This is a genomic window from Sediminibacterium salmoneum NBRC 103935 (assembly GCF_000511175.1).
Classification (GTDB): domain Bacteria; phylum Bacteroidota; class Bacteroidia; order Chitinophagales; family Chitinophagaceae; genus Sediminibacterium; species Sediminibacterium salmoneum.
Window position 1 is genome coordinate 1768090 of record NZ_KI866530.1, and the last position, 23825, is coordinate 1791914.

23 protein-coding genes are annotated in these 23825 nt (G+C 41.4%); 7 read left to right on the top strand and 16 right to left on the bottom strand.

The annotated features are described in order from the left end of the window. Nucleotides 1-23 precede the first annotated feature (23 nt). On the bottom strand, nt 24-632 hold the full coding sequence (locus P767_RS0108305; RefSeq protein WP_026764134.1) for an outer membrane beta-barrel protein: 609 nt from the start codon (nt 630-632) through the stop codon (nt 24-26). A gap of 154 nt (nt 633-786) precedes the next feature. Here P767_RS0108305 and P767_RS0108315 point away from each other — a divergent pair, with 154 nt between their 5' ends. Continuing rightward, the gene (locus P767_RS0108315; RefSeq protein WP_026764135.1) at nt 787-1713 is read left to right on the top strand and encodes a tetratricopeptide repeat protein; all 927 of its coding nucleotides are present in this window, start codon (nt 787-789) and stop codon (nt 1711-1713) included. A 2-nt stretch (nt 1714-1715) separates the two neighbouring features. Here the strand turns inward: P767_RS0108315 and P767_RS0108320 are convergent, their stop codons facing one another. From P767_RS0108320 to P767_RS0108350, 7 genes are all read right to left on the bottom strand, one after another. Next, complete coding sequence (locus P767_RS0108320; RefSeq protein WP_026764136.1) at nt 1716-4298, bottom strand: bifunctional UDP-N-acetylmuramoyl-tripeptide:D-alanyl-D-alanine ligase/alanine racemase; 2583 nt, start codon at nt 4296-4298, stop codon at nt 1716-1718. 4 nt (nt 4299-4302) lie between these two features. Beyond that, entirely contained in the window at nt 4303-5316 is a 1014-nt protein-coding gene (locus P767_RS0108325) for a TerC/Alx family metal homeostasis membrane protein (protein WP_026764137.1), read from the bottom strand. 12 nt (nt 5317-5328) lie between these two features. After that, nucleotides 5329-7050, bottom strand: coding sequence for a gliding motility-associated ABC transporter substrate-binding protein GldG (gldG, locus tag P767_RS0108330; RefSeq protein WP_051417236.1), 1722 nt, complete (start codon nt 7048-7050; stop codon nt 5329-5331). Continuing rightward, nucleotides 7011-7757 (bottom strand): ABC transporter permease subunit, encoded by a 747-nt coding sequence (locus P767_RS16430; RefSeq protein ID WP_051417237.1) that lies wholly within the window; start codon nt 7755-7757, stop codon nt 7011-7013. Before P767_RS16430 ends, gldG begins: the two co-directional genes overlap by 40 nt. A 117-nt stretch (nt 7758-7874) precedes the next feature. Then, complete coding sequence (locus P767_RS0108340) at nt 7875-8231, bottom strand: HesB/IscA family protein (protein WP_026764139.1); 357 nt, start codon at nt 8229-8231, stop codon at nt 7875-7877. A 19-nt stretch (nt 8232-8250) separates the two neighbouring features. Further along, entirely contained in the window at nt 8251-8667 is a 417-nt protein-coding gene (gene iscU, locus P767_RS0108345) for a Fe-S cluster assembly scaffold IscU (RefSeq protein WP_026764140.1), read from the bottom strand. Nucleotides 8668-8725: 58 nt separating this feature from the next. Continuing rightward, entirely contained in the window at nt 8726-9943 is a 1218-nt protein-coding gene (locus P767_RS0108350) for an IscS subfamily cysteine desulfurase (protein ID WP_026764141.1), read from the bottom strand. A gap of 122 nt (nt 9944-10065) precedes the next feature. On the opposite strand from P767_RS0108350, the gene mce reads away from it, so the two are divergent. Beyond that, nucleotides 10066-10488, top strand: a complete 423-nt coding sequence (gene mce, locus P767_RS0108355) for a methylmalonyl-CoA epimerase (RefSeq protein ID WP_037351699.1) — start codon at nt 10066-10068, stop codon at nt 10486-10488. Nucleotides 10489-10516: 28 nt separating this feature from the next. On the opposite strand, the gene rnc is transcribed toward mce, so the two are convergent. The 3 genes from rnc to P767_RS0108370 form a co-directional block, all read right to left on the bottom strand. Next, complete coding sequence (gene rnc, locus P767_RS0108360; protein WP_026764143.1) at nt 10517-11224, bottom strand: ribonuclease III; 708 nt, start codon at nt 11222-11224, stop codon at nt 10517-10519. A 3-nt stretch (nt 11225-11227) separates the two neighbouring features. Next, nucleotides 11228-12481 carry a beta-ketoacyl-ACP synthase II gene (gene fabF / locus P767_RS0108365; protein ID WP_026764144.1) on the bottom strand — a complete coding sequence of 418 codons (1254 nt, stop codon included), beginning with the start codon at nt 12479-12481 and terminating at the stop codon, nt 11228-11230. 84 nt (nt 12482-12565) lie between these two features. After that, the gene (locus tag P767_RS0108370; RefSeq protein ID WP_026751146.1) at nt 12566-12802 is read right to left on the bottom strand and encodes an acyl carrier protein; all 237 of its coding nucleotides are present in this window, start codon (nt 12800-12802) and stop codon (nt 12566-12568) included. A gap of 57 nt (nt 12803-12859) precedes the next feature. Here P767_RS0108370 and P767_RS0108375 point away from each other — a divergent pair, with 57 nt between their 5' ends. Further along, nucleotides 12860-13294: a GNAT family N-acetyltransferase gene (locus P767_RS0108375; RefSeq protein ID WP_026764145.1), complete on the top strand. Its 435-nt coding sequence runs from the start codon at nt 12860-12862 to the stop codon at nt 13292-13294. Between the two features lie 33 nt (nt 13295-13327). Here P767_RS0108375 and P767_RS16435 read toward each other — a convergent pair whose 3' ends face one another. Then, nucleotides 13328-13807: a YcxB family protein gene (locus P767_RS16435; protein ID WP_051417238.1), complete on the bottom strand. Its 480-nt coding sequence runs from the start codon at nt 13805-13807 to the stop codon at nt 13328-13330. Nucleotides 13808-13890: 83 nt separating this feature from the next. Here P767_RS16435 and P767_RS0108385 point away from each other — a divergent pair, with 83 nt between their 5' ends. From P767_RS0108385 to P767_RS16440, 3 genes are all read left to right on the top strand, one after another. Next, nucleotides 13891-15195 (top strand): MFS transporter, encoded by a 1305-nt coding sequence (locus P767_RS0108385; protein WP_216593222.1) that lies wholly within the window; start codon nt 13891-13893, stop codon nt 15193-15195. Nucleotides 15196-15286: 91 nt separating this feature from the next. Further along, complete coding sequence (locus P767_RS0108390; protein ID WP_026764147.1) at nt 15287-16237, top strand: carbohydrate kinase family protein; 951 nt, start codon at nt 15287-15289, stop codon at nt 16235-16237. A gap of 55 nt (nt 16238-16292) precedes the next feature. Beyond that, the gene (locus P767_RS16440) at nt 16293-18356 is read left to right on the top strand and encodes an alpha-amylase family glycosyl hydrolase (RefSeq protein ID WP_157611438.1); all 2064 of its coding nucleotides are present in this window, start codon (nt 16293-16295) and stop codon (nt 18354-18356) included. Here P767_RS16440 and P767_RS0108400 read toward each other — a convergent pair. From P767_RS0108400 to P767_RS0108415, 4 genes are read right to left on the bottom strand one after another with little or no spacing between them, the layout of a single operon-like run. Beyond that, a complete protein-coding gene (locus P767_RS0108400) occupies nt 18353-19897 on the bottom strand; it encodes a vanadium-dependent haloperoxidase (RefSeq protein WP_026764148.1) in 1545 nt (514 codons plus the stop codon). The two genes, P767_RS16440 and P767_RS0108400, sit on opposite strands and share 4 nt — an antisense overlap. Then, nucleotides 19884-20846 (bottom strand): transporter, encoded by a 963-nt coding sequence (locus tag P767_RS16445; protein WP_216593223.1) that lies wholly within the window; start codon nt 20844-20846, stop codon nt 19884-19886. The genes P767_RS0108400 and P767_RS16445 overlap by 14 nt, the downstream gene beginning before the upstream one ends. Before the next feature lie 34 nt (nt 20847-20880). Then, the gene (locus P767_RS0108410; protein WP_026764149.1) at nt 20881-22209 is read right to left on the bottom strand and encodes a vanadium-dependent haloperoxidase; all 1329 of its coding nucleotides are present in this window, start codon (nt 22207-22209) and stop codon (nt 20881-20883) included. 50 nt (nt 22210-22259) lie between these two features. Further along, nucleotides 22260-22814, bottom strand: a complete 555-nt coding sequence (locus P767_RS0108415; protein ID WP_026764150.1) for a hypothetical protein — start codon at nt 22812-22814, stop codon at nt 22260-22262. Nucleotides 22815-22896: 82 nt separating this feature from the next. Here P767_RS0108415 and P767_RS0108420 point away from each other — a divergent pair, with 82 nt between their 5' ends. Beyond that, entirely contained in the window at nt 22897-23823 is a 927-nt protein-coding gene (locus tag P767_RS0108420; RefSeq protein WP_026764151.1) for a hypothetical protein, read from the top strand. The last annotated feature ends 2 nt before the right edge of the window (nt 23824-23825 follow it).

A 23825-nucleotide genomic window follows, 5' to 3' on the forward strand; every position in this document is an offset into this window, starting at 1 on the left:
TCCAGCCTGGGGGGAGGGGCCAATTATTTACGTAATCTCAATCCAACATATAACATATACATGCCTGGTCTACTAGTTCCTTGTGCAATTTCATTGATATTGGAAATACCAAAATTATAGCGAACACCTGCCATTAAACGAAGTGGCAAATTCATTTCCGCACCAATAATACCGGACAACTCGGTGGTTTTAAAAGCAGCTTTTACATCTGATTCTACGTTACCAGTTTTGGATTTAGCAGTGATTAAAAAGCCCAATTGAGGGCCCGCATAAGCTTTTAAAAAGCCAATTTTTGTTTGAAGTAACAAAGCGGGAGCTGCTACATAAGACAGATTGGTTTCATCTGGTACTCCGGGTGCAGTACTTTTATAAGTTCCTCCTTTAGAATAAAAACCCAGTTCAGTTCTAAGTGTAATAAAATGTCCAATCAATCTGGAATTCAGGAAAAAAGAACCTCCGATATTGCTTTTCGCTTCCTCGGATACATTCATAGTGGTAATTTGATTGTAGTCGAGATTGGAGCGTTGAAGCCCAACAATAAAACCAATTTCCTTTCTTTTCTTGTCCTGTGCCAAAAGACCTAAGGTAGAAATTGCCAAAATAGCGGTAGTGAATAGTAGTTTTAGTTTCATATTAGTTTGTTATGGGCTAAAAGTATAAAATTTGGTTAACTTTTCCTCAAAAATTGATAGCTTTGACAAGTTATACCTATAAATAGGTACTAAAAAATCCCCCAAATACTGAACTTCGCTTCCCCCCGATTTAACGTGTAACAGAAATCCTGTCATGAACAAAAATTTTTGGCTGTTAGTCATCCTTATTGTCTCTAATGTTAATTTGGTCAGGGCACAGTCTTCCGCCGATATTTTAAAAGCTGCCAACAATAAAGTCTTATTCAAAAACTTTAAAGAAGCCTTACCTGGCCTAAACAAACTGATTGCGGCTGAGAAAAACAGTGAAATGCTTTCCCGTGCCTTTTTTTTAAGGGGAAAAGCTAATGCGGGATTAAAGCTGTTGAAAGAGGCAATTGCTGATTTAGACAACTCGATTCAGTTAATGCCCGATAATGTGGAAGCCTTAAATCAAAAGGGCCTGGTATTAATGCAGCAGGAAAAAACAGAGGAGGCACTGAAGTTTTTTAACAGTGCCATCGAGAAAAACATAACTTATTCCGAAGCATATACCAACAGAAGCAAAGCCCTGTTAAAACTAAACCGTCTGGAGGAGGCTTTGGAAGACATTAAAAAAGTGGTGAAGGCTTCTCCCAGTCAGGTTGAACCTTTGCTTATTAGTGCTTCTGTTAAAAAAGCAATGATGGATATTAATGGGGCTTTACAGGATTGCAACAAAGCAATCGATATGGACGAAAACGAAACAGAAGCTTATAGAATCAGAGCGGAAATAAGGCAGACATTGGGACAGTTTGGTGCTGCAGTATTAGATTTAAATCTTGCAATTGAAATTGATGATAGCGACGAGACACTTTATTTTCAGCTGGCTAACACCTATTTCAGTGCTGCCGATTTTAAGTCTGCCATCAAGTTTTACAATAAAGCCATTTTGTTTAATGCAAAGGAAGCACCTTTCTTTTTACAGAGAGCTTTAGCCAAACAAAAACTGAATGATAAATCGGGTTCCTGCTCCGACTTTTCACAGGCGGAAAAACTGGGGAGTTTGCAGGCAGCTTTGCTTAAGAAGCAGTTTTGCAAATAAGGCTACTCCTCTATATACACTCGCTTCACGCGTAAACTAATCCCCGTCATGATTTCATAAGCAATGGTATCAGCCGCTTTGGCAACTTCCTGAATGGAAATATGCTTTCCAAAAATTTCTACCGCATCCCCCGCTTTTACACCGGGAATATCGGTTACATCAATCATACACATATCCATACAGATTTTTCCAACAGTTGGGGCTATGCTTCCTCTTACAAACATTTTTCCATTTCCGTTACCCATTCTTCGGGAATAACCATCTGCGTATCCAATTCTTACCGTTGCAATAATACTATCTCTGGTTAACACACCTGATCGGTTATAGCTGATGGTTTCGCCTGCTTTCAGGTGTCTCACCTGTGCCACGGTTGTTTTTAACGTTGCTACTGTTTGTAATGACAACTCAGTGTCGCGTATATTATCGGCACCATAGAGCCCTATGCCCAGTCTTACCATATTAAACTGCCAGTTAGCATTTCTTCGGATGGCGGCTGTATTGGCTATATGTTTTATTACAGGGTAACCCAATGCCTTTTCTATCTGATTGCTTGCCTGGGTAAATAAATCTACCTGGTGTTGTGTAAATTCATCTTCGTTTTTGTCTTCACTTGCTGCCAGATGGCTTAGCACAGATTTAACACGCAATAATTTCTGATGCTGCAACCAATCACAAAGCTTGTCAGTTTCAGCCGTATCAAATCCCAACCGGTTCATACCCGTGTTAAGCTTGATATGAATGGGATATTGCGGTAAACCCTGTTGTGTTATATAGTGATGAAAAGCTTCTAAAATGGGGAAGGAAAATAATTCAGGCTCCAGCGAATGATTCACCATAGCATCAAAGGAATATTCATCGGCGCTCATAACCATGATGGGCAAATGAATACCTGCTTTTCTAAGAGTTACTCCTTCGTCTGCATAAGCTACCGATAAATAATCTACCTGCTGCTGTTGCAATCTTCTGGCTACTTCTCCCGCTCCGCTGCCATAGCCAAAGGCTTTTACCATGGCCATCATTTTGGTCTGAGGCCGGAGCAGCGACTGGTACTCTTTTAAATTGTGCACCATAGCAGTCAGATTAATTTCCATGATGGTCTGGTGCACTTGTTGTTCTAACCAATGCGCTACCTGTTCAAAGGCAAATTTTCTTGCCCCCTTCAGTAAAATATATTGTTGCTGAAATTGCAATTCATTCAATGCTTCCAGCAAATTACTCGTTTGCTCATAGCACTGAACTTTGAATGGGAAGAACTTATTTTTAAGTTGGGAGTTTTCTGTTAAAGCTAGATTGGTTGTTGAGTCAGAAAAGGAAGCCTCCTTAAAATAACTGCACATCTGCGGACCTACTGCGTACAAAGCTTTTACTCCTGCATTCGCCAGTTGTTGTGTTATATGATTATATAATTGATCCAGTGGCTCACCCGATTCTACAATATCAGAAAGTATAGCAACAATGGGCTGATTTCCTGCCTGCTCTTTTAAAAACTGCAGTGCCAGTGAAAGCGAAACTTTATCGTTGCTGTAACTATCATTCAATACATAACACTGATTGATGGCCCTCTTTAATTGCATCCGCATTTCTACTGGCTGTAATTGTTTTACTCTTTGTTGAATCACAGGGAATACATAGCCCAGTTGCAACATCACCAGTACACAGGTGAGCGCATTTTGAACAGAGACTTCGTCCGTAAAAGGCAGCGCCAATTCAAATTGCACTTGAATTGTGGCGGCTGAAATAGCATCTGCTTTTTTGTTCGATGCTTCATTCTTATAGTGTAATTGTAAAACTGTTTCCGCTAATTTCCTCTCCTGCTTCGCTACCAGTAATTGCGGAACAGAACCACCACCGATGTCCTGCAGTTTTGATCCCCACGCAACCACTCCTTTGCTTTGCATGAAAGAAGCGGGCATATAATCAGCCGCTGTTACTATCAAAGGCGTATGCTGAAACAATAATGCTTTTTCTTCCAACTTCTGATCGGGATTATCGAATCCCTGGTTATGGGCTTCTCCCAAATTGGTGAATACGCCAATAGTAGGTTGCACAATATTGGCCAATGCCTGCATTTCTCCTTTTGCAGAAATACCTGCTTCAAAAATAGCCAGTGTATGTTGCGCATTCATTTGCCATACACTTAGCGGAACACCTATCTGAGAATTATAACTTCGCGGACTTCTTACAATATGATAATCTGGTTGCAGTAACTGATACAGCCATTCCTTTACAATGGTTTTTCCATTGCTTCCGGTAATACCAATTACCGGAATAGAAAATTGTTTTCTGTGATGCGCTGCCAGTTCCTGCAAAGCCCCGATCACATTGGGTACTTGCATAAAAACTGCCCCTGCAAAAGCAGCTGAATCAATGGGTTCCTCTACTACAAATATCCTGACGCCCTGTTGATAAGCTTCGTTAACAAAACTGATTCCGGATCTGCGTGGCCCTTTGATGGCAAAGAAAATACTCTTTGCCGGATCAATAATATTTCTGCTGTCTGTTACCAGGTATTCTACGGGCAGAGTTGCATTCGCTGGAATGTTCTGCTGTAAAATAGCGGCAATATCACCCAGGCAGTAAGGCATAGAATTATTTTACAGAATCGTCTATGTAATCTTTTGGAGTACCTTTTTTCTCTAATACTATCGAATACAAAATGGATCCTGATATACACAACACAATCATTCCCAATGAAAGGGCAACCTGACTGGTTTTACTCATCCACATACTTAAGTAATGTTCGCCCAGCATTTTTACACCTATGAACACCAGTACAATGGCAATACCCTGTTGCAAATAATCGAATTTGGTTACCGCTCCTCTTAATAAAAAGAATAGCGAACGCAAACCCAATACTGCAAAAATATTAGACGTGTAAATAATGAGCGGATCCTTTGAAATACCCATTACTGCAGGGATAGAATCCAGTGCAAATACCAAATCAATAGCTGCCAGTAATACCACCACTACAAATAAAGTAGTATAAACCGGCTTACCGTTTTCACGTACCATGTATTTGCCTTCTCCGTCATGGTTTACCAGGGGCAGGAAGGATTTTAAGAACTTATAAATTTTAGAGGTTTGCGGATCAAACTGCTCATCATCATTGGCTTTGAACATATGATAGCCAGTGTAAATTAAAAATCCTCCGAAAATATACAGCACCCAGGAGAACTTAGCTACTAGTGCTACTCCCAATGTAATGAAGATTACGCGGAAAATAATAGCCATTAAAATACCCAGCAACAATACCCTTGAGTAATAGGCTTCTTTTACATTGAAGGAATTAAAGATGAGAATGAAAACAAAAATATTATCGATGCTTAAACTCCATTCCATTAAATAGGCACTCAAAAATTCAAAAGGCAACTGATGTCTGCTTATTTCTCCGGTTGCATCGGAACTTTCCAATGCCAGGGCCGGACCTTCTATCCATAAGAAAATAAAAAATGCTATTGCCAGACCTACCCAGAACATGGTTTGGTTTAATGCCTGACGAATTGAGATGCTTTTGTTTTTCTTACTTAACAATCCTAGGTCAAAAGCCAGTGCGATGGTTAACACAATTCCGAATACGAGGTAAACAATTTGATGTGCGCTCATGATGCGATATAATTAAATGCTGTATTGCTTTTTTCTCCACCACTGGAAAATGAATCCGGTAAGCAGAATTACAATGACGGGTAAAAGTACGTTAATCCCCTGCCATAAAGTCTTTTGCTCCTGTAATTTTTGTTTGTTCAGCAATCTGAGGACTACGGTTTTGTTTCGGCTTTCAAAAAGCGAATTATCAGAAGACAGATAATCCACACTGTTTAAAAAGAAGGCCTTATTGGCAAAGCGATAATTTTCCATCTGTATCATTCCCATTGGCAAAGGCCCGGTAGTCTGGCTGATTTCGTTGGTTACGATATCTCCGTCCGCCACTACTATTTGTTTCCCTTCTTTATTGGCCTTGGCTAAAAAGGGCCTGCCCGTAAATTGCTTCACAGAATCCATTACCGATTTAGGTAGGCGGTTACTGAATAAAGAATTGAATTTTCCTTCCAGTAAAACAGCTACCGGTATATAACTTCTGTTAAAACTGTACAGGTCTTCTTCTGTTTGCACACTATTGAGTGACACTACTGCAGGAGAAGGTAGTATGCGGCTGCTTGAATCGGTTGAGAGCAAGATGGTTTTCTGAATACCCTTTGCCATTACCGTATCTATGCTGGAGGGGAATATAGGTAATACCCTGTCCAGATTAGCCGATATAGGATTGGGGGTTCGGGAGGATAACAAGGGATAATAAGGCCAGGGCATTCTTTGCATGCGGATACTTCCATCCGGATTACGGCCTACTACCAATGGTATTTTTGAACAATTTAAATCTTGCACTAAGTCTCCATTGATTCTTACTCCATATTTGAACAATAGTTCATCAAGACCCAGTCCTCGGTCGAAAGCCGTGTATTGTCCTTCTGTTCTTTTTAAGCTGTCGAGTTCTGCATGCAGCTTGTCGATGAACCAAATGATATTTCCTCCATTCATTACATACTGATCCAGCTTCAGCAAATCTTCGTCTGTAAAAGTTGCTTTGGGCTTCACCATCAGCAGGGTCTTTATGATAGACGCATCCGGATAACCCTCTTTTAAATTGAATATACCCAAACGGTATTCGTTGCGTAAGCTTTCTCCTAAATCGTTCACCGTTAAATCGGTGGGTTGTCCATTCCCTACCACATACGCAATTGTTGGCACATCCTGTCTGGTCATTTTATCAATGGCAGTAGCAAATTTGTTTTCGAGCAGCGCTTCTGCTGCATTGCGAGTAGCTTCCACATCTTCCTGTGGCTCTTCTGCAATTACATTGAACTGTTTGTAAATTTTTCTGCTGCTTCTTAAATCTACCGGAATGGGAGGCTGATTATTTTTAAAATAGACCAGGGCAGAAGGTAATACCCATTGGTTATTTACCTGCTCAAATACAATACCCATTTTCTGTAAACTATCGTAGCGCATGGCTTTGGCCGTATCGTCTGCCAGGCCTTCTACCGGATCTATGAATTCTACTTTAATCTGGTTGTTGGCATAACTATTAAAAGACTCCAGGATATCGGCTGTGGCCAGACTTAACTTCTTATAATCTGCAGGTAATTCACCCGTTAGAAACACTTCCACTTTTACCGTTGAGTCAATTTTTTCCAGCATGCGAATGGTGGAAGGACTTAAGGTAAATCTTTTGTCTTCTGTTAAATCCAGACGCTGATTGAGTTTTGAGCCTGCAAATGAAATGGCTATCAGAGCAAGCACTGCTATACCCAATTGCTTTTTCTGCTTGGCAGATTGTTGCAATTGTATTTGTGTGAGGTATAGAAAAAAACAATCAGACCAATAAAATATAAAATATCGGATAGCGCCATCACACCCCTGCTTATATTGGCTGCATGCATTTGAATGCCCAGCAATTCAATATAATAATCCATGCCGCCGCTGAACAGAGGCAGTTGTGCAAGGGAACTGAATCCGGCGAATAAAGCAAAACCAATAATCGCCCCTAACCCAAATGCTGCAATGGTATTGGTGGTTACGCTGCTGGCGTATATGCCAATGGCTGCATACACTGCGGCCAGTAAAAACAAACTGATATAACTCCCGATGGTTGCGCCAGTATCAATCCCACCGGTAATACTTAAAGCTTGCATGGAGATGGCATAGATTACGGTTGGAAACAATGCCACTGCAATAATTAATAAAGTGCCGAAGTATTTTCCGGCTATGACTTGTCGCAGCGAAAGGGGAAGGGTTTGTAAAATTTCAAAAGTGCCCGTGCGCATTTCATCGGATATACTGCGCATAGTGATGGCTGGAATTAAAAACAACAGGAGCCAGGGCATTAACTGAAAAAAGGGGGCCAGGCTGGCGTAGCCAAAATTGAGCAGACTGGTGTCTGGAAATACAAAAAACAACAATCCGGTTACACCCAGAAATACACTGAGCACCAGGTATCCGGTTAAAGAAGCAAAAAACTGTTGCCACTCTTTTTTACAGATCTTCCACATAGCCCAAATCTAAAGTTTTTGTACGCAAAAACCCCGACGAATCGGGGCTTTACTATTGATTGCTTTTAATTTAACAAAGTTGGTCGCTGATATGGAATCGCAATTGGGCTTTCGGTTTTAAACCGCGAAGCTTTCACCACATCCGCAACTTCTGCTGGCATTGGGATTATTAAAATAAAAACCTTTGCCATTCAATCCATCAGAGAAATCAAGCTCGGTATTTACCAGGTAAAGAAAACTTTTTAAATCTGTCACCACTTTCACACCATTGTCTTCAAAAACCTGATCCATGGGTTTGATCTCGTTGTCGAAATCCAGCTTATAGCTAAGACCAGAACAACCTCCACCCACAACACCTACTCTTAAGAAATAGCTTGAATCGCCCGCAACACCTGCTTCGTCCATCAGTTGTTTAACTTTGGCCTTGGCTTTGTCGCTTACGTATATGCTATTTTCTGCAGCTATCTCACTCATACAATTCTATTTAACACAATTAGTGAATTCTTTCTTCGAACACCAGTTCTTCTAAACCATTCTTCTTTCTGTAATCGTTGATGGCGCTTTTGATTGCGTCTTCTGCCAATACAGAACAGTGGATTTTTACCGGAGGAAGATTTAGTTCTTCTACCAATTCCATATTGTCGATTGCTACTGCCTGATCCAAAGTTTTACCTTTTAACCACTCAGTTGCCAATGAAGAAGAAGCAATGGCAGAGCCACATCCAAAGGTTTTGAATTTAGCATCTGTAATAACACCAGTTGCATCGTCTACTTCAATTTGTAAACGCATTACGTCTCCACACTCCGGAGCACCTACCAATCCTGTTCCTACGTTGGTTTTAGACTTATCCAAAGTACCTACGTTCTTAGGGTTATTGTAGTGGTCAATTACTTTTTCTGAGTATGCCATGATATATTTATTTATTTTGTTAGGGTTAAAATTTTATTTTGTTTAGTTGAGACCACTATTAATGGTGAGCCCACTCAATTTTATCCATATCTACACCTTCTTTGAACATTTCCCATAGCGGGCTCATGTCTCTTAGTTTCAATACAGTATCGCTTACTGCCTTAATGGTATAGTCGATTTGCTCTTCGGTTGTAAATCTACCTAAACCAAAACGCAATGAACTATGTGCTAAATCGTCTCCTAAACCCAATGCTTTCAATACATAACTGGGTTCTAAAGAAGCAGAAGTACAGGCAGAACCAGAAGACAATGCGATGTTCTTGTTAAAGCCCATCAACAATCCTTCTCCCTCTACATATTTAAAAGAGATATTGGCAACATGTGGCAAACGGTGCTCTCTGTTTCCGTTTACATATGCTTCTTCCAAACTCATTAGAGCAGTCTCTAATTTATCGCGCAATTTGCTTAAACGGGCAGCATCGTCGGCCATTTCAAGGCGAGCCAATTCGCAGGCTTTACCAAAACCAACAATACCCGGAACGTTCAAAGTACCACTTCTCATTCCGCGCTCGTGGCCACCGCCATCCATTTGGGCTGTTACCTTAACACGTGGATTTTTACGACGTACATATAAAGCACCGATTCCTTTTGGACCGTACATTTTATGGGCAGTAAATGCCATGATATCAATTCCGTCTTTGTTTACGTCTACCGGTATTTTACCAACCGCCTGAACCGCATCAGAGAAGAACAATACGCCGTGCTTTTTGGCAATAGCAGAAATTTCCTTCACCGGCTGAATTACACCAATTTCATTGTTGGCATACATTACGGCAATTAAAATGGTAGTAGGTTTAATAGCCGCTTCCAATTCCTGCAGATCAATTAATCCATCAGGCTTAACTTCTAAGTAAGTTACTTCAGCACCCGCTCTTTCAAGGTGTTTGCAGGTATCCAAAACCGCTTTGTGTTCGGTAGTTACGGTGATGATATGGTTGCCTTTTGAAGCATACATTTCATAAACACCTTTAATAGCCAGGTTGTCCCCTTCGGTTGCACCGGAAGTGAAAATGATTTCTTTGGGATCGGCACCTACCAATTTAGCTACTTGCTCACGGGCATAGTCTACCGCTTCTTCTGCTTCCCATCCAAAAGGGTGATTACGGCTGGCGGCATTACCAAAATGCTCGGTAAAATAAGGTATCATGGCTTCCAAAACTCTTGGATCCATGGGTGTAGTGGCGTTATTGTCTAAGTAAACAGGTAACTTCAACATAAATGATTGCTTGTTTTTGCTTATAACGCAAAAGTATAACAATAGGTTCTATAATTTTGGCGCAGGAGGTACACAGGAGTTGTTTTTCCTCAATTCGTAACCACATATATAAAATAATTATCATGAATAAAATTGAACATATCGGAATCGCGGTAAATGACCTGGCTGTAAGCATCCCTGTTTTTGAAAAATTACTCAATACGCCCTGCTATAAAACCGAAGAAGTGGCTTCCGAAAAAGTAATGACGGCTTTTTTTAAAACCGGGGAATCTAAAATTGAACTGGTGGCTTCCACCGATCCGGAAGGGGTGATTGCCAAATACATCAGCAAAAAAGGAGAAGGCATGCACCATATTGCTTTTGATGTAACCGATATTCATGCCGAAATGCAGCGATTGGTAGCGGAAGGATTTACCCTTTTAAATGAAACTCCGAAAAAAGGAGCGGACAATAAATGGGTTTGCTTTTTACATCCCAAGGGAACCAATGGGGTCCTGATTGAATTGTGCCAGGAGATTCATCACCCGGATGCACACATTTTATAGTAGATGAAATTTTTGAAAATGGGGAACCCTACAGGCCCAGCTTTTCAATGGCCACCTGCGCGGCTATCTGACTGGCGTCTTTTTTGTTGCCGGCTTTTCCCTGTGCAAAAATTTCGCCGTCGAGTACTGCGTTCATGGTAAATACGCGGCGGTTGCCTTCTAGTTTTTCATCGGCCATTTCAAAAGTAATGGTCTTGCCGTTTTTATTGGCCCAGCCAATCAATTTGTTCTTCAGATTGATATCTATCACTTCCAGGTCTTCCATAAACAAATGCGGAATCACAATTTGTTTCAGGATCCAGTTCTGTGTTTTGGGATATCCCTTGTCTAAGTAAACAGCCCCTATTAAAGCTTCCAGCGTATTGCCAAAAATCTGGCTTCCTTTCAGGGCATTATCGAACTTGTTGTAGAAAGTTAATTTGCGTAAACCCATTTTCAGGGCAATATCATTCAGCTGCTGCCGGTTTACCATTTTGGAACGCATTTCCGTCAGGAATCCTTCGCCTTTGTATGGATACAATTTAAAAAGATAATCGGCTACAACCGCACTCAATACTGCGTCTCCGAGAAATTCAAGGCGCTCATTGTTTTCGTCTGGCGTTTCCTTAACCGAACGATGGCTAAGGGCACTACGATACAATTGCATATTACCTGGTATAATGCCAAGCATATTGCGGAGCTGTTCTTCAAACGCTGAATCAGCTTTGGGTTTAAATAGCTTTATTAAAAATTGCACTTGTTATGCTACGAATTTTTTCACGATTACACAGGCATTGTGTCCGCCAAATCCGAATGTATTACTTAAAGCCGCACGCACAATTCTCTGCTGTGGCTTGTTGAAAGTAAAATTCAATTTCGGATCCAGTTCAGGATCATCTGTGAAGTGATTAATTGTAGGGGGAACAATATCATGAATCACACTCTGAATGCATGCAATGGCTTCTATTACACCGGCTGCACCCAGGCAATGTCCGGTCATAGATTTTGTTGCACTGATATTTAAATTATACGCATGGCTGCCAAATACTTCGGTAATGGCTTTTACTTCTGCACCATCTCCTAATGGAGTAGAAGTTCCATGGGTATTGATATAATCAATTTCATCGGGCTGCATACCTGCATCTTTCAAAGCTGCAATCATAACGTTGCGCGCACCCAGTCCTTCCGGATGGGGAGCAGTTAAATGGTAGGCATCTGCAGTGGCTCCGCCTCCTGCAATCTCACAATAAATTTTGGCTCCACGCTTAACGGCGTGTTCGTATTCTTCCAATACCAAACAACCAGCTGCTTCTCCCATTACAAATCCATCTCTGTCTTTGTCGTAGGGTCTGCTTGCTGTTGCAGGATCATCGTTTCTTTCGCTCATGGCTTTCATGGAGTTGAATCCTCCAACGCCAGCTTCACTAATAACGGCTTCTGATCCACCACTAATAATGATATCGGCCTTACCTAAACGAATGGTGTCTACTGCAGCAATAACGCCATTGGTGCTGGACGCACAGGCACTTACTACCGCAAAATTGGGTCCGCGAAATCCATGACGCATGGAGATCTGTCCCGCTGCAATATCCAAAATCATCTTAGGAATAAAGAAAGGATTGAATCTTGGCGTTCCGTCGCCGGCCGCAAAATTCATCATCTCTTCCTGGAAAGTACGGAGGCCTCCAATACCGCTGGCGAAAATCACCCCTACTCTATCTGCATCAATATTTTCAGCAGATATTTTAGCGTCGGCCACTGCCATATCACTTGCATAAATAGCTAATTGTGCAAAGCGATCCAGCTTTCTGGCTTCTTTTTTCTCCATGAAACTGGTAGGATCGAAACCCTTGATTTCACAGGCAAAACGGGTTTTGAATTTACTTGCATCAAATAAAGTGATAGGTGCTGCACCGGAAATACCATTCAATAACCCTTGCCAATAATCTTCCAGATTATTACCAATAGGAGTAATAGTACCAATACCTGTAACAACTACGCGCTTCAATTGCATACAACAAACCTGTTTATGTTATAATCCGCCTTCCAAGCTTGTATCAGAAGGCGGATTAAAATTATTCCTAACTAAATAGATATCTTACTTAGCGTGCTCTTCTAAATAAGCAACAGCCTGACCTACAGTGGTGATGGTTTCAGCCTGCTCATCAGGAATAGAGATATTGAATTCCTTTTCGAATTCCATAATCAATTCTACGGTATCCAAAGAATCTGCACCTAGATCGTTGGTAAAAGAAGCTTCATTGGTAACCTCAGCTTCGTCTACACCTAATTTGTCTACGATGATTTTCTTTACTCTTGTTGCGATGTCTGACATTGTAAAAGTTTTTGTTTACTGCGGCAAAAATATACATTTTATGGTTATATTAGTGCTATGGCATTAAAAATGATTCAACATGGATCCGCAGAATACGAACAAATGGTAGCATTGAGGCGCCAGTTGTTGCGTAAACCCCTTGGCCTGGATTTTAATGCGGAAGAACTATCCGAAGAACAGAATCATATTTTATTAGCCTATACCGATGAGGGTATTATGGAAGCCTGCTGCATGTTGGTGAAAGTTGCGCCCGATACCGTAAGATTGCGCCAACTGGCTGTATTGTCCGGTTTACAGGGTAAGGGCATTGGCAGGGCTATGGTACAGTTTGCTGAAAACCTGGCCAGGGACAATCGTTTTGAAAAAATTATCATGCATGCCCGCAAAGAGTCTGTACATTTTTTTGAAAAACTGGGCTATGAAGTTATGAGTGAGCCTTTTATTGAGCTTACCATTCCACATGTAATCATGGGCAAGGAACTTTCGGATTAGTTGGGTGATTAAAACCGCCGACTTCCCTTACATTTATTTTGTTTGAATTCCTCTCGTTAAGGCCCCCCTTAACTCATGGCGGAATTCATCTCCCATTCCTTCTTTGGGCACCATAAAAAAAGACTTGGCACTAAAGTACAGATGAAAGAAATGAGGACTTTCAAAATAATGCGTGAACTCGTTCCAGTTCCAGTGCATATAGCCCCTTTCATTTTCCAGGGTTACACCGTTATCTTTAAAAGCAATGGTAAACTTGTCGAGGAAAGTATCTTTTGCTTTTTTGTAAATGGAATTCGGCAAAATATACCAGAAACTAGCCATCATCAATACCCAGATAAAGGAACCCAACAAGAAGGGTTCGGGTCGTATTTTTTTACTGTAAAACAGAATGGCGGCAACAATAGCAAATACATTCACCAGCACAACCAATATTTTCACTTCGGGCCTTTGCACAAAATGGTAGCGTAACCCCTGAATCACTTTTTTCTTCTCGTAGGTAAAAGCATGTTGCATGGGGCGAAATTAAACCAATTTTATCGCTATTTTTAAAGACTAACATACTTTATATGCAGTTGAGCAAGCCCAAACTCAGTTTCATGCAAATCATCAACATGAACGTGGGTTTCTTCGGAATTCAATACAGCTTTGGCTTACAGCAGAGCGCCGTGAATCCGATCTATGATTTTTTAGGCGCCAAGCCCGATGAAATTCCCTTGCTCAATCTGGCCGGTCCCATGACGGGATTATTAATTCAACCCATTATTGGGGTATTGAGCGACCGCACCTGGCATCCCCGCTTCGGCCGCAGAAAACCCTACTTTTTTATAGGTGCCCTGTTCTGCAGCTTGTGTTTGTTTTTGTACCCTTTCAGTTCTACCCTTTGGATGGCTGCCGGTTTATTATGGGTACTGGATGCTGCCAACAATACGGCCATGGAACCCTACCGTGCTTTTATTGCTGATAAACTTCCGGGTGATCAGCTGGCCACCGGATTTTTAACTCAGAGTTTTTTTACCGGCCTGGGTATTACCCTGGCCAATATTTCTTTGTTCCTTTTTCAGAAATATATTCCCGGTCAGCATGGCGCTATTCCATACTGGGTTTTTGGTTCTTTCTTTCTGGGCTCTTTTTGTTCCATCACTTCTGTTTTATGGAGCATTTCCAAAACACCGGAAATACCTCCCACTCCTGAAGAACTGGCAGCCCTTCGTGCACAAAAAAAAGGTTTGCTTCAACCCTTTATAGAAATAGGTGAAGCCATTGTTCATATGCCTTCGGTAATGTGGAAACTGGCATTGGTGTATTTATTTCAATGGTATGCCTTGTTCTGCTATTGGCAGAACGCTTCTAAAAGTATTGCTCAGTCGGTATGGAAAACCAGCCCCGGTGAAAACAAAACCTTGTACGAAGAAGCAGTGGGATGGGCAGGATTGGTAAATGGCTGGTACAATGTGGTTACTTTTTTATCGGCATTTGCATTGGTATGGATGGCCAAAAAATTCAGCCCTAAGAAAGTACATATCGTTTGCTTGTTAATGGCAGGTCTGGCTTTAATCTGGTTTCCGCAAATTGAAAACAAGTTTATGCTCTTTGTACCAATGGCTGGATTTGGTATTGCCTGGGCCAGCATGATGGGTATTCCTTACCTGATGGTAGTGAACGATATACCCAAAGAGAAATATGGTGTGTACATGGGTATCATTAATATGATGATTGTGATTCCGATGATTTTGCAAACCACCAGTTTTGGATGGGTGCTGCAAAACTTTTTAAACAACGATTCAGGTAAAGCCATTTCTTTTGCGGGCGTATTGTTGCTGCTTGCCTGTGCTGCTACCCTTTTAATTAAAGATGTAAAACCTGAAGGGGAAATTCAGGCGGTGTCCGGGGGAGGGCATTAACCTGAACACCAGCTGCTTCATAAAATAAGATTCATTAAATGACAAACTACTGATTCAACAAATAACTTTCTTTAATCAGAAAAAAACTTCCATGAAAATACTTTGTATCGGCGAAGCCTTAATAGATATGATCTGTACAGATAAGGGTATGTCTTTATCGGAGGGATCGAATTTCTTAAAAAAGACCGGAGGCGCTCCTACCAATGTAGCTGCGGCCATTGCTGCACTGGGCGGTAAAGTGGAACTGGCAGCCAAAGTAGGAAAAGACCCTTTTGGACATCAGCTGATTGAAACCATGCGCTCCTTTGGAGTGGGAATTCAAGCCATGCTGGAAGACCCGAATCATTTTACCACTTTTGCATTTGTGTCTTTGATGAATAATGGGGAAAGGGATTTTGTTTTTAACCGAGGCGCCGATGCACAATTATCCATTGACGATATTGATTCCATCAACCTGAATAATATTTCGATTATTCATTTTGGATCGGCAACCGGTTTTTTACCAGGCCCTTTGCAGGCAGCTTATTTGCACCTGCTACAGAAAGCGCTGCACCATAATATATTCATCAGTTTCGATCCCAACTACAGACACTTGTTGTTTAAAAACAACACCGATTCTTTTGTAAGCCAGAGCTGGCATTTTTTACGCAATTGCAATTTCTTTAAAGTGAGCGACGAAGAAGCCATGTTGCTAACCAACACCCCAACCCTGGAAGCTGCTACTACTGTATTGTTAGATGAAACCAGGGGTGTGTTTGCTATTACACTTGGAAAAGATGGAACCCTATTGGGCTTTAACGGCCAACAATACATCATTCCTTCCATTCCGGTAAACCCCGTTGATACAACCGGAGCAGGAGATGCTTTTGTGGGTGCAGTTTTATACCAATTAAGCAAACTGGATCCGGTAACCATCAATGAGCTTTCCCTGGAAATGTGGTCGCATATGGTTACCAATGCCAACAAAGCTGGTGCACGCACTTGCGAGTACATGGGTGCCATGGAAGCTTTTAAGCATTTGAACAATCAGATTTTTAATTAAGCATTTTAACTTCATTTACTAATTATTCATTGTTGATATTTTAATTCTCCCCACTGTGTTTCAATACGAACTTCATAAAAAAATAAAAGAGCTCTGCCTTACCCATTTGATGGACATTGCCGGAGCCGACCATGCATTTTATTTACGCATGATTGCCAATGCCAATACTTTGCAGGATCTCTATTTTTCCATATACGGAAATACAGGCGGGAATCTGTCCGTATTTCATGCTTCTGCCAAGTCTTCCGGAGAATCAAAATCTTTGCAGGCATTCGAAAATATTTTGACACTGATTATTGAAACGTATAAGCAACGCAAGCCCGCCTTTCGCAAAAGAGATACGTTAAAAGAACAACAGGGTGCCTGGTTTGCCAGCAATCAAATTACGGGCATGAGTTTATACGTAGATCGCTTTGCCGGCAACTTAAAAAGTATGCCTGAGCGACTGCCTTATCTGCAGGAACTGGGCGTAAACTTTTTACACCTGATGCCCCTGTTCGAAAGTCCGGAAGGAGAAAGCGATGGCGGTTATGCTGTTTCTGATTTCAGAAAAATTGACGAACGCTTTGGCACCTTAAATGAGTTTAAGATTTTACAGGAAAAAATGCAGGCCGCCGGCATGTACCTGATGATTGATATTGTACTCAATCATACTTCGCATCAGCATGAGTGGGCTAAAAAAGCTAAAGCGGGTGATAAAAAATACCAGGATTTTTTTTACATGTATGATAACAGAGAAATTCCCGATCAGCTGGACGCTACCATGCCGGAAATTTTCCCTGAATCTTCTCCGGGTAGTTTTTCTTTTGTTCCTGAATGCAATAAATGGGTAATGACGGTTTTTCATCATTATCAGTGGGACCTGAATTATACCAACCCGGATGTATTTAGTGCCATGCTGGAAAATATTTTCTTCTATGCCAATTTAGGCGTTGATATTTTACGCATTGATGCCCCTGCATTTATTTGGAAACAATTGGGCACTACCTGTCAGAATCTTCCGAAGGCACATACGCTTTTACAACTGATTAAACACTGCGTTCATATTGCCACGCCGGGTATGGCTTTATTAGGAGAAGCCATTGTTGCTCCCAAAGAAATCATCAAATATTTTGGCACGGATGCGTTCGTTGCCAAAGAATGTGATATTGCTTACAATGCTACACAGATGGCTTTGCAATGGGATGCACTGGCCACCGGTGATACCCGTGTAATGCTGGCTGCGCAACACGAGTTGTTACAAAAACCACTGGGCACCACCTGGATTACCTATACCCGTTGCCATGATGATATTGGATTGGGTTATGATGATTCCATGATTGCTGCAGCGGGTTTTAATTCCTATGAACATAGAAAATTTTTAAAGGAATTTTATTCAGGAAACTATCCCAATAGTCCTGCTGCAGGCGCCCTGTTTTCGGTTAATCCCAAAACACAGGATGCCCGAATCAGCGGCAGTTTAGCTTCCCTCTGTGGATTGGAAAAAGCATTGGCGGGAGATTTGGTTTCTTCTGATTCAGGATTAAAAAATGATTCAGAATTAAAAAATGAAACCCCAATCAATGCTGCAAATAATCCTGCTGTTCAAATAGCCATTTCCAAAATTGTTTTGATGCAGGCACAATCCATGCTGCTGGGTGGTATCCCGATGCTGTTTTATGGCGATGAAGTGGGCTATACCAATGATTACAGCTATTTGGTAGATCCGGGTAAAAGTTATGACAACCGATGGATGCATCGTCCGGTGATTCGCTGGGAAAAGAATGAATTGAGAAAAGTTGCCGGCAGTGTTGAACAACGCATTTTCAGTGCTACCCAACAATTGATTCAATTAAGAAAATCCATTACCGCATTCAGCGATCAGAAAAATATTACCTGGTTAACCCCTCACAATATTCATGTGGCCGGATTCATTAGACATGGCGAAGGCAAACACTATTATTGCTTGTTTAACTTCAATAATAAAGCGGCTTATATTACCTGGTACTTATTTAAAGAACATGGCTTTGCTCCAACAGAAGTGCATGATTGCTGGACAGGTAAAAAACAAAAAGTAGGACCCGATCACGAATACCTCGTGATGGAGCCCTACCAGTTTGCTGTGTTTGAGTTGCGTTAATTTGCACCGTCTGTTTGCGCACGCGCAATGGCATAGTTGCCTACTTTTACCCCTTGTGCCTGTCCTACTTCACAATCTGAGCGATAGTGAATAGCTCCGTATAATCTGGATAAAGAAGCTTCCAGCGCCATGGCATTGTAGGCACTGGCTCTTGCCGGAACAATATGTCCTAAGATGGTTGCAGCAGCTGCACTAAAAGTAGAGTGACCGGATATATATGATGGAAAATTAGGTAATCCTGTATGCGTTTTAATACTGGGATCTACCTGTGAAGGTCTGGGATTAAAATACGCAAACTTGGCATCCCAGCAGGTAATGGCTGCATCCATTTCTGCCATATTCAATAAGGCTAAATTTCTGGCCCATCTTACTTCACTGAATTTCTGCTTTACAAAATCGTCGCAGGCAATTTCATTCCAATGCCCGGGTGGAGTATACGTTGCTATTCCATCACCCCAGAAATGAACTATGCGGATTTGTTCTCTGGTGGCATTTTTAGAATAGAAGTTTACTTCTTCTAACTCCGTTCTAAACTTGTCTGATTTAGTGGAAGGCGGTGCTGCAGGACGAATGGCTATAGTGGTTAATGAGTCGAACAGGAAAGGTTTTACTCTTCCGAAAAAAGGGAGCATGGGTGGACGCTTGGGAAATTCCTTGCTAATCCAGGGCATTTCTCCGGTTGCAGCCGTTTGTGTTTCCAAATCTGCCCATTGTGCGGGTGTTCCCACCGCTCTGGACATATTGTCTCCTGCAGCGCGTGCAATCACTTTTGCCGCCACCTGTCTGGCTAGTTGAACGCCTGCTTCAATATCTGATCTTGTATTCATACCTGCCATGATTCTGGCCAGCATATGTTCGTCTGCTTTCTGCTGTATATATGCAATATCGGCAGGGAATAACAATTTCAGCATTTCCACACTTACTGCTGCTACCACGGCATCTTCACTTGGATAAGAAGGAAGATTGGTGGCAGGAACCAATGGTTTAATATTGGCATCTACGGTATGTGGCGCCGGACGATTGTACAATCTTTTATAATAGTATGCCGCAACCAATCCATCGTACTGTGCAACGCTTACATATGCATAAGCTCTTGCAGCATAAGGCGGATTGGAAAAAGGAAACTGTGGATAGCCAAAGGGATTGGCTGCACTGGGTGTTGGATAGGTTCCATCTGCACTGGCGGCTGGTGGAAGATTTCTTTTGGCAACCAGTTCTCGCATTATTTCATTCCATCTTAATACTCCACCCGCACTCCAATACTGAATGGATGCTCTTTGTTCAGCAGTTAGTGTTGCCTGAAAACCTTTGATTTCTGTTAACTCACGATTGTATACTGCCACATTGGTAGCTGTAGGTGCTGCCAGCGGAAATTCATTGGCAACATTTAATATGACGGGTTTCCAGTCACCTGCATTGGCGTCTGTACTGGTTGGATTTAAAGATTCGTATTGTAAATTTTTTTCTGTTATGGTTCTTTCACAAGCAACAAAAGCAGGGAATAGAAGCCATAACCATTTGCTGGTTTTATTTGCTTTCATTTTCTTGTGTTTTTGAGTTGGATTTTTTATTGAAATCAAAAATGTAAAAGACACCTGCACTTATAGCCGTTGCTTGTCCCATATTGCGACCCGCTACGGTAAACATGGCATTGCCTACTGCAGACAATCCTTCTACTTTTCCAAAATTGTATTTGAATCCTACGCCGATTCTGCTGGCATTCATTTGATTGCTCAGAAAAGGCATATTGTTTCTGGTGATATCGAATCCGCCATTGGTTTGCATAATGTCTGCAATTACTTCCGCATAGCCCTTACCACTTCTGTAACCTGCGCGCAGATTGAAGTTGGCCATATTGGGCATTTCTACTTCATTGGTATAATGCATTCTTGTTGTGTAATAAGTTACCCGATCAATAGAAACATTACTTCTGGTAAAAAAAGCAGCAGAAGCTGTTGTGAAAAAATTTCCGAGCTGATAGTCGGCCATGATTCTGGCCATTGCTGTTTTAGCACCTAACCCAATAGACAAAGGCAGATAATCCGATACATAGTTGGTAAGCGGCGTTGAATAGGATCCCAATGCATACACGGAAAAATCTGCTTTGCCAATGGTTGTTTCAACCGGCATCCACTTTACCGTTAGTGTTAGGTCTTGTAACCCTTGTCTTTTTACTAATGTTCCTGCGGAAGCACTGTTAGAAATATAAGGAACAGAGAATAAAATATTCAGGTTGTCTTTAATACCGTAGTTGCCCATGATACCAATCATGGTTGACCCTACTGTTCCTAAATTGGGGTTGTCTCTTTTGAGTGTTCCTTCCCAGTAATTTTTCCAGCTGCTGTTGCCGACCATAAAGCCGGTACAAAAATTATTTTTACCCATCATTAGCGCATCCATATCGGTTTGCGCATGGGCATTCAGTTGCGTCACTGTTATAGCAGCGAGCATGATCAACCTGAATAAGGTTGACCTTATTATGTAATTCATAAATGATTTCTGTTAAGAAATAAATAAATGAAGCTTACTTTTTCATCTTCAGTTTGGTAGCAACATGCTGCCCAACTTTCTGACCAATGTCGGTACTGATGATACAGGAATTGTGAAAATGCAATCCACCGTAAAAGCGAGCCCAGTTGTTTTCTTCGGCCGCGTGCCGGAATGATTTGAAGCTCCTGTTGGCAATGCCAAATTCCAATTCCGTTGAATCGGTATAGGCAAAATTATCCCCGTAAACACTGGTTAATGCTTCTGCGGCTGCAGAAGAAATGGTGGAGTGTCCACAAGTATATTCAGGGAATGCAGGAGTTTGCAAATAAGGTCTCCAATTGATATCGATATATTGATTGATAACAGTTTCCGGACGCACGGTATTGTATTTGTATTTTACATACCAGCATTGTATAAATGCATCAAATAAGGCGATTGCTGTTTTTGCCGTTGCATATATGGTTTCCGGATAATCAGACTTGGCTTGCTTGGCTGCAATACCCACTACACCCATCCAGTGACCTGAGGGCGAGAATTTTTTACTGCCAAACATCACGTGTCCGGTAACATTCATTTTAAACGGATTATCGTCCCAGAATTCCGCAATATGCTTTTGTTCAGGCGTTAAACTATCAATTGCATTCTTAATAGCCATTACTTCCTGATAATACTTACTGTTTTTGTCTTTAAGATTGAAGGCTGGAGGTGGTGCAGGCTCGTAAATGCTTGCACTGTCTATAATCATGGTTCTGATTTCCATCCAATGCGGTTCAGCTGCAGTTGCATACATGGGTGGAGTAGGTACCCATCTGCCAGGCTCATCGGTTACGGTATATTTTTCGGCCCCTCTGGTTTCCAGGTAATTGTCTTTTTTACTCCAGCGAATGATAGCTGCACTTACACTGTCTGCAAACTCTCTGGATGCAGCTTCCACTTTTTTGGGTAAGCCCTTTTTACGCGCCAGGGTTAAAATACTGTCTTCGTAGGCCCTCATACTACCTTCTGGAAAAGTTACCGACTCTCCTACTTTCATATAAGATAGAAGTGCTGCCAGCTGCCAGTCTGCATCAGACTTAAGAGATGGTAATTGCAAAGGAGCTAAGCCATTTAACTGGCCTCCCAGCGACTCGTACTTTTCCGGATTAGCAGCTGCCATTACTTCATAAGCTGCAATAGCAGCATAAGCATAGTTTCTTGCTGCTACCATTGGAGGGAAATTGTTTCCCATTACTACAGTATTCAGTTCATGGACTGTATGGCTATATAAAAGTGGATCGTGTAAAAGAGTTTTGTACTCCGTATTCGTACTACATGACTGAAGGGCAAAAACAAGCATGCCCAGCACCGCAAAGCGCTTCAACATAAACAGTTCAATTATAAATGAGGAAATATACAATGCTTAATGTACCAGCATCAGGCTTGCGGCGGTCGTTCCAAAGCGTTAACGTAATCAGACGTGTGTACCAATGGATTTTCAATAATCATCTCCCTCGAAGTGTCTCCATTACGAAACTGCCAGGTAAAGCAATGGTCACCTGTGAAGTCTGACAATGAAAACTTTAGTACAATATGCTGATTAGTAGAAGATTCATTTTGAGGAGTACTGTTGAAGTTGGCAGCCAGATTCAGAAACTGATCTCTGGCATTTCTAATCCCGATTTTTTCAATATTGGGTACAGCCAATAATTCCAGAGAGTCTTTAAAAAACCGGCGTTTTACAAAGTGGTAGGTTATTCCGTTAATTTCAACGTCACCGGCAGCACTTTCAAATTCCTCACTATTGGTTCCATAAGGGGTACTGGCGGCCACTTTCAGGTGTATCAGATTGGCTTCATCGTACTGATCCTGATACAAGCTGGTTTGAAACTGTCTGTCCGACTTATTCTCTAGGTAATTCAAAAGCAGGTTGTAGCCACCCCAGCTAAAGAGCAGCAAACACAAGGACAGTATGGTTAAACCCTTTTTCAACTCCCTAAAAATAGTATTTATTTTTGCAATGTAAAAGATTTAATTTTAGTTTTTTTATTCTCAATTAAACGACAGCACGGATATGAAAAAAGCATTGTACCTATTAGTCCCGGTTTTATTTTTTATTGGTGCTTCCTACCTGCTTCCTTCCCAGAAACCTACCACAGAAACCGTTTCTGTTGCGATGCCGGCGGATGCAGTAATCAGGGTAATGACGAATCCACAGGAATGGACCAAATGGTTCCCCGGTAAAAAAGTGAATGACTCTACTTTTACCTACTACGATAACCCCATTACCATTCAAAAAGTATTGATGAATGGCTTTAAAGCCACTATGATCAATGATGGCATGGAAGTATCCCTAGATTTCAATTTTATTGCCGACTACAATGCCAAAACCAGTTTTACCCTGAATACGGTAATGAAACTGTCTTACAATCCATTCCTTCGCTTCAAGCAATTCCTACAGCTGAACAGCGCAGAAGACGACAGTAAGAGACTACTTTATCAGATACAGGACTATTTTTCAGATGTTTCCAAGGTTTACGGGTATCCGATTGAAATGCAGAAAGTACCCAACTCTTCCTATGTATCTACTAAACAGACTTTTGACCACGAACCTTCTACCGATGAAATTTACGCCCTGATTGATGAAGTAAATGAATTTATTGCAGGGGTAGAAGTGAAAATTGTAAACTATCCAATCCTGAATGTTTTCAGGGAAGACTCTTCTACCTTTACAGCAATGGTGGCCGTACCCACCGAAAGAGATATTCCTTCGAGCGGTAAATTCATGTTGAAAAATATGATGTTAGGCAATATTGTAGTTTGCGAAGTAACCGGCGATAAAACAGTCATTCAAAAATGCAATGAAGCTGTTAAGAATTATGTTCAGGACCATCGTAAAACCAGCCCGGCTATCTCATTCGAGCGACTCATCACCAACAGAAGAACTATCAAAGACAGTACCAAATGGAGAACAACCATTAATTACCCGGTTTTTCAATAACC

What these genes read in the sequence shown, in the direction of transcription:
- P767_RS0108305 (WP_026764134.1), bottom strand. Translation starts at nt 632, where the DNA reads ATGAAACTAAAACTACTATTCACTACCGCTATTTTGGCAATTTCTACC.
- P767_RS0108315 (WP_026764135.1), top strand. Translation starts at nt 787, where the DNA reads ATGAACAAAAATTTTTGGCTGTTAGTCATCCTTATTGTCTCTAATGTT.
- P767_RS0108320 (WP_026764136.1), bottom strand. Translation starts at nt 4,298, where the DNA reads ATGCCTTACTGCCTGGGTGATATTGCCGCTATTTTACAGCAGAACATT.
- P767_RS0108325 (WP_026764137.1), bottom strand. Translation starts at nt 5,316, where the DNA reads ATGAGCGCACATCAAATTGTTTACCTCGTATTCGGAATTGTGTTAACC.
- P767_RS16430 (WP_051417237.1), bottom strand. Translation starts at nt 7,757, where the DNA reads ATGTGGAAGATCTGTAAAAAAGAGTGGCAACAGTTTTTTGCTTCTTTA.
- P767_RS0108340 (WP_026764139.1), bottom strand. Translation starts at nt 8,231, where the DNA reads ATGAGTGAGATAGCTGCAGAAAATAGCATATACGTAAGCGACAAAGCC.
- iscU (WP_026764140.1), bottom strand. Translation starts at nt 8,667, where the DNA reads ATGGCATACTCAGAAAAAGTAATTGACCACTACAATAACCCTAAGAAC.
- P767_RS0108350 (WP_026764141.1), bottom strand. Translation starts at nt 9,943, where the DNA reads ATGTTGAAGTTACCTGTTTACTTAGACAATAACGCCACTACACCCATG.
- mce (WP_037351699.1), top strand. Translation starts at nt 10,066, where the DNA reads ATGAATAAAATTGAACATATCGGAATCGCGGTAAATGACCTGGCTGTA.
- fabF (WP_026764144.1), bottom strand. Translation starts at nt 12,481, where the DNA reads ATGCAATTGAAGCGCGTAGTTGTTACAGGTATTGGTACTATTACTCCT.
- P767_RS0108370 (WP_026751146.1), bottom strand. Translation starts at nt 12,802, where the DNA reads ATGTCAGACATCGCAACAAGAGTAAAGAAAATCATCGTAGACAAATTA.
- P767_RS0108375 (WP_026764145.1), top strand. Translation starts at nt 12,860, where the DNA reads ATGGCATTAAAAATGATTCAACATGGATCCGCAGAATACGAACAAATG.
- P767_RS16435 (WP_051417238.1), bottom strand. Translation starts at nt 13,807, where the DNA reads ATGCAACATGCTTTTACCTACGAGAAGAAAAAAGTGATTCAGGGGTTA.
- P767_RS0108385 (WP_216593222.1), top strand. Translation starts at nt 13,891, where the DNA reads ATGCAAATCATCAACATGAACGTGGGTTTCTTCGGAATTCAATACAGC.
- P767_RS0108390 (WP_026764147.1), top strand. Translation starts at nt 15,287, where the DNA reads ATGAAAATACTTTGTATCGGCGAAGCCTTAATAGATATGATCTGTACA.
- P767_RS0108400 (WP_026764148.1), bottom strand. Translation starts at nt 19,897, where the DNA reads ATGAAAGCAAATAAAACCAGCAAATGGTTATGGCTTCTATTCCCTGCT.
- P767_RS16445 (WP_216593223.1), bottom strand. Translation starts at nt 20,846, where the DNA reads ATGAATTACATAATAAGGTCAACCTTATTCAGGTTGATCATGCTCGCT.
- P767_RS0108410 (WP_026764149.1), bottom strand. Translation starts at nt 22,209, where the DNA reads ATGTTGAAGCGCTTTGCGGTGCTGGGCATGCTTGTTTTTGCCCTTCAG.
- P767_RS0108420 (WP_026764151.1), top strand. Translation starts at nt 22,897, where the DNA reads ATGAAAAAAGCATTGTACCTATTAGTCCCGGTTTTATTTTTTATTGGT.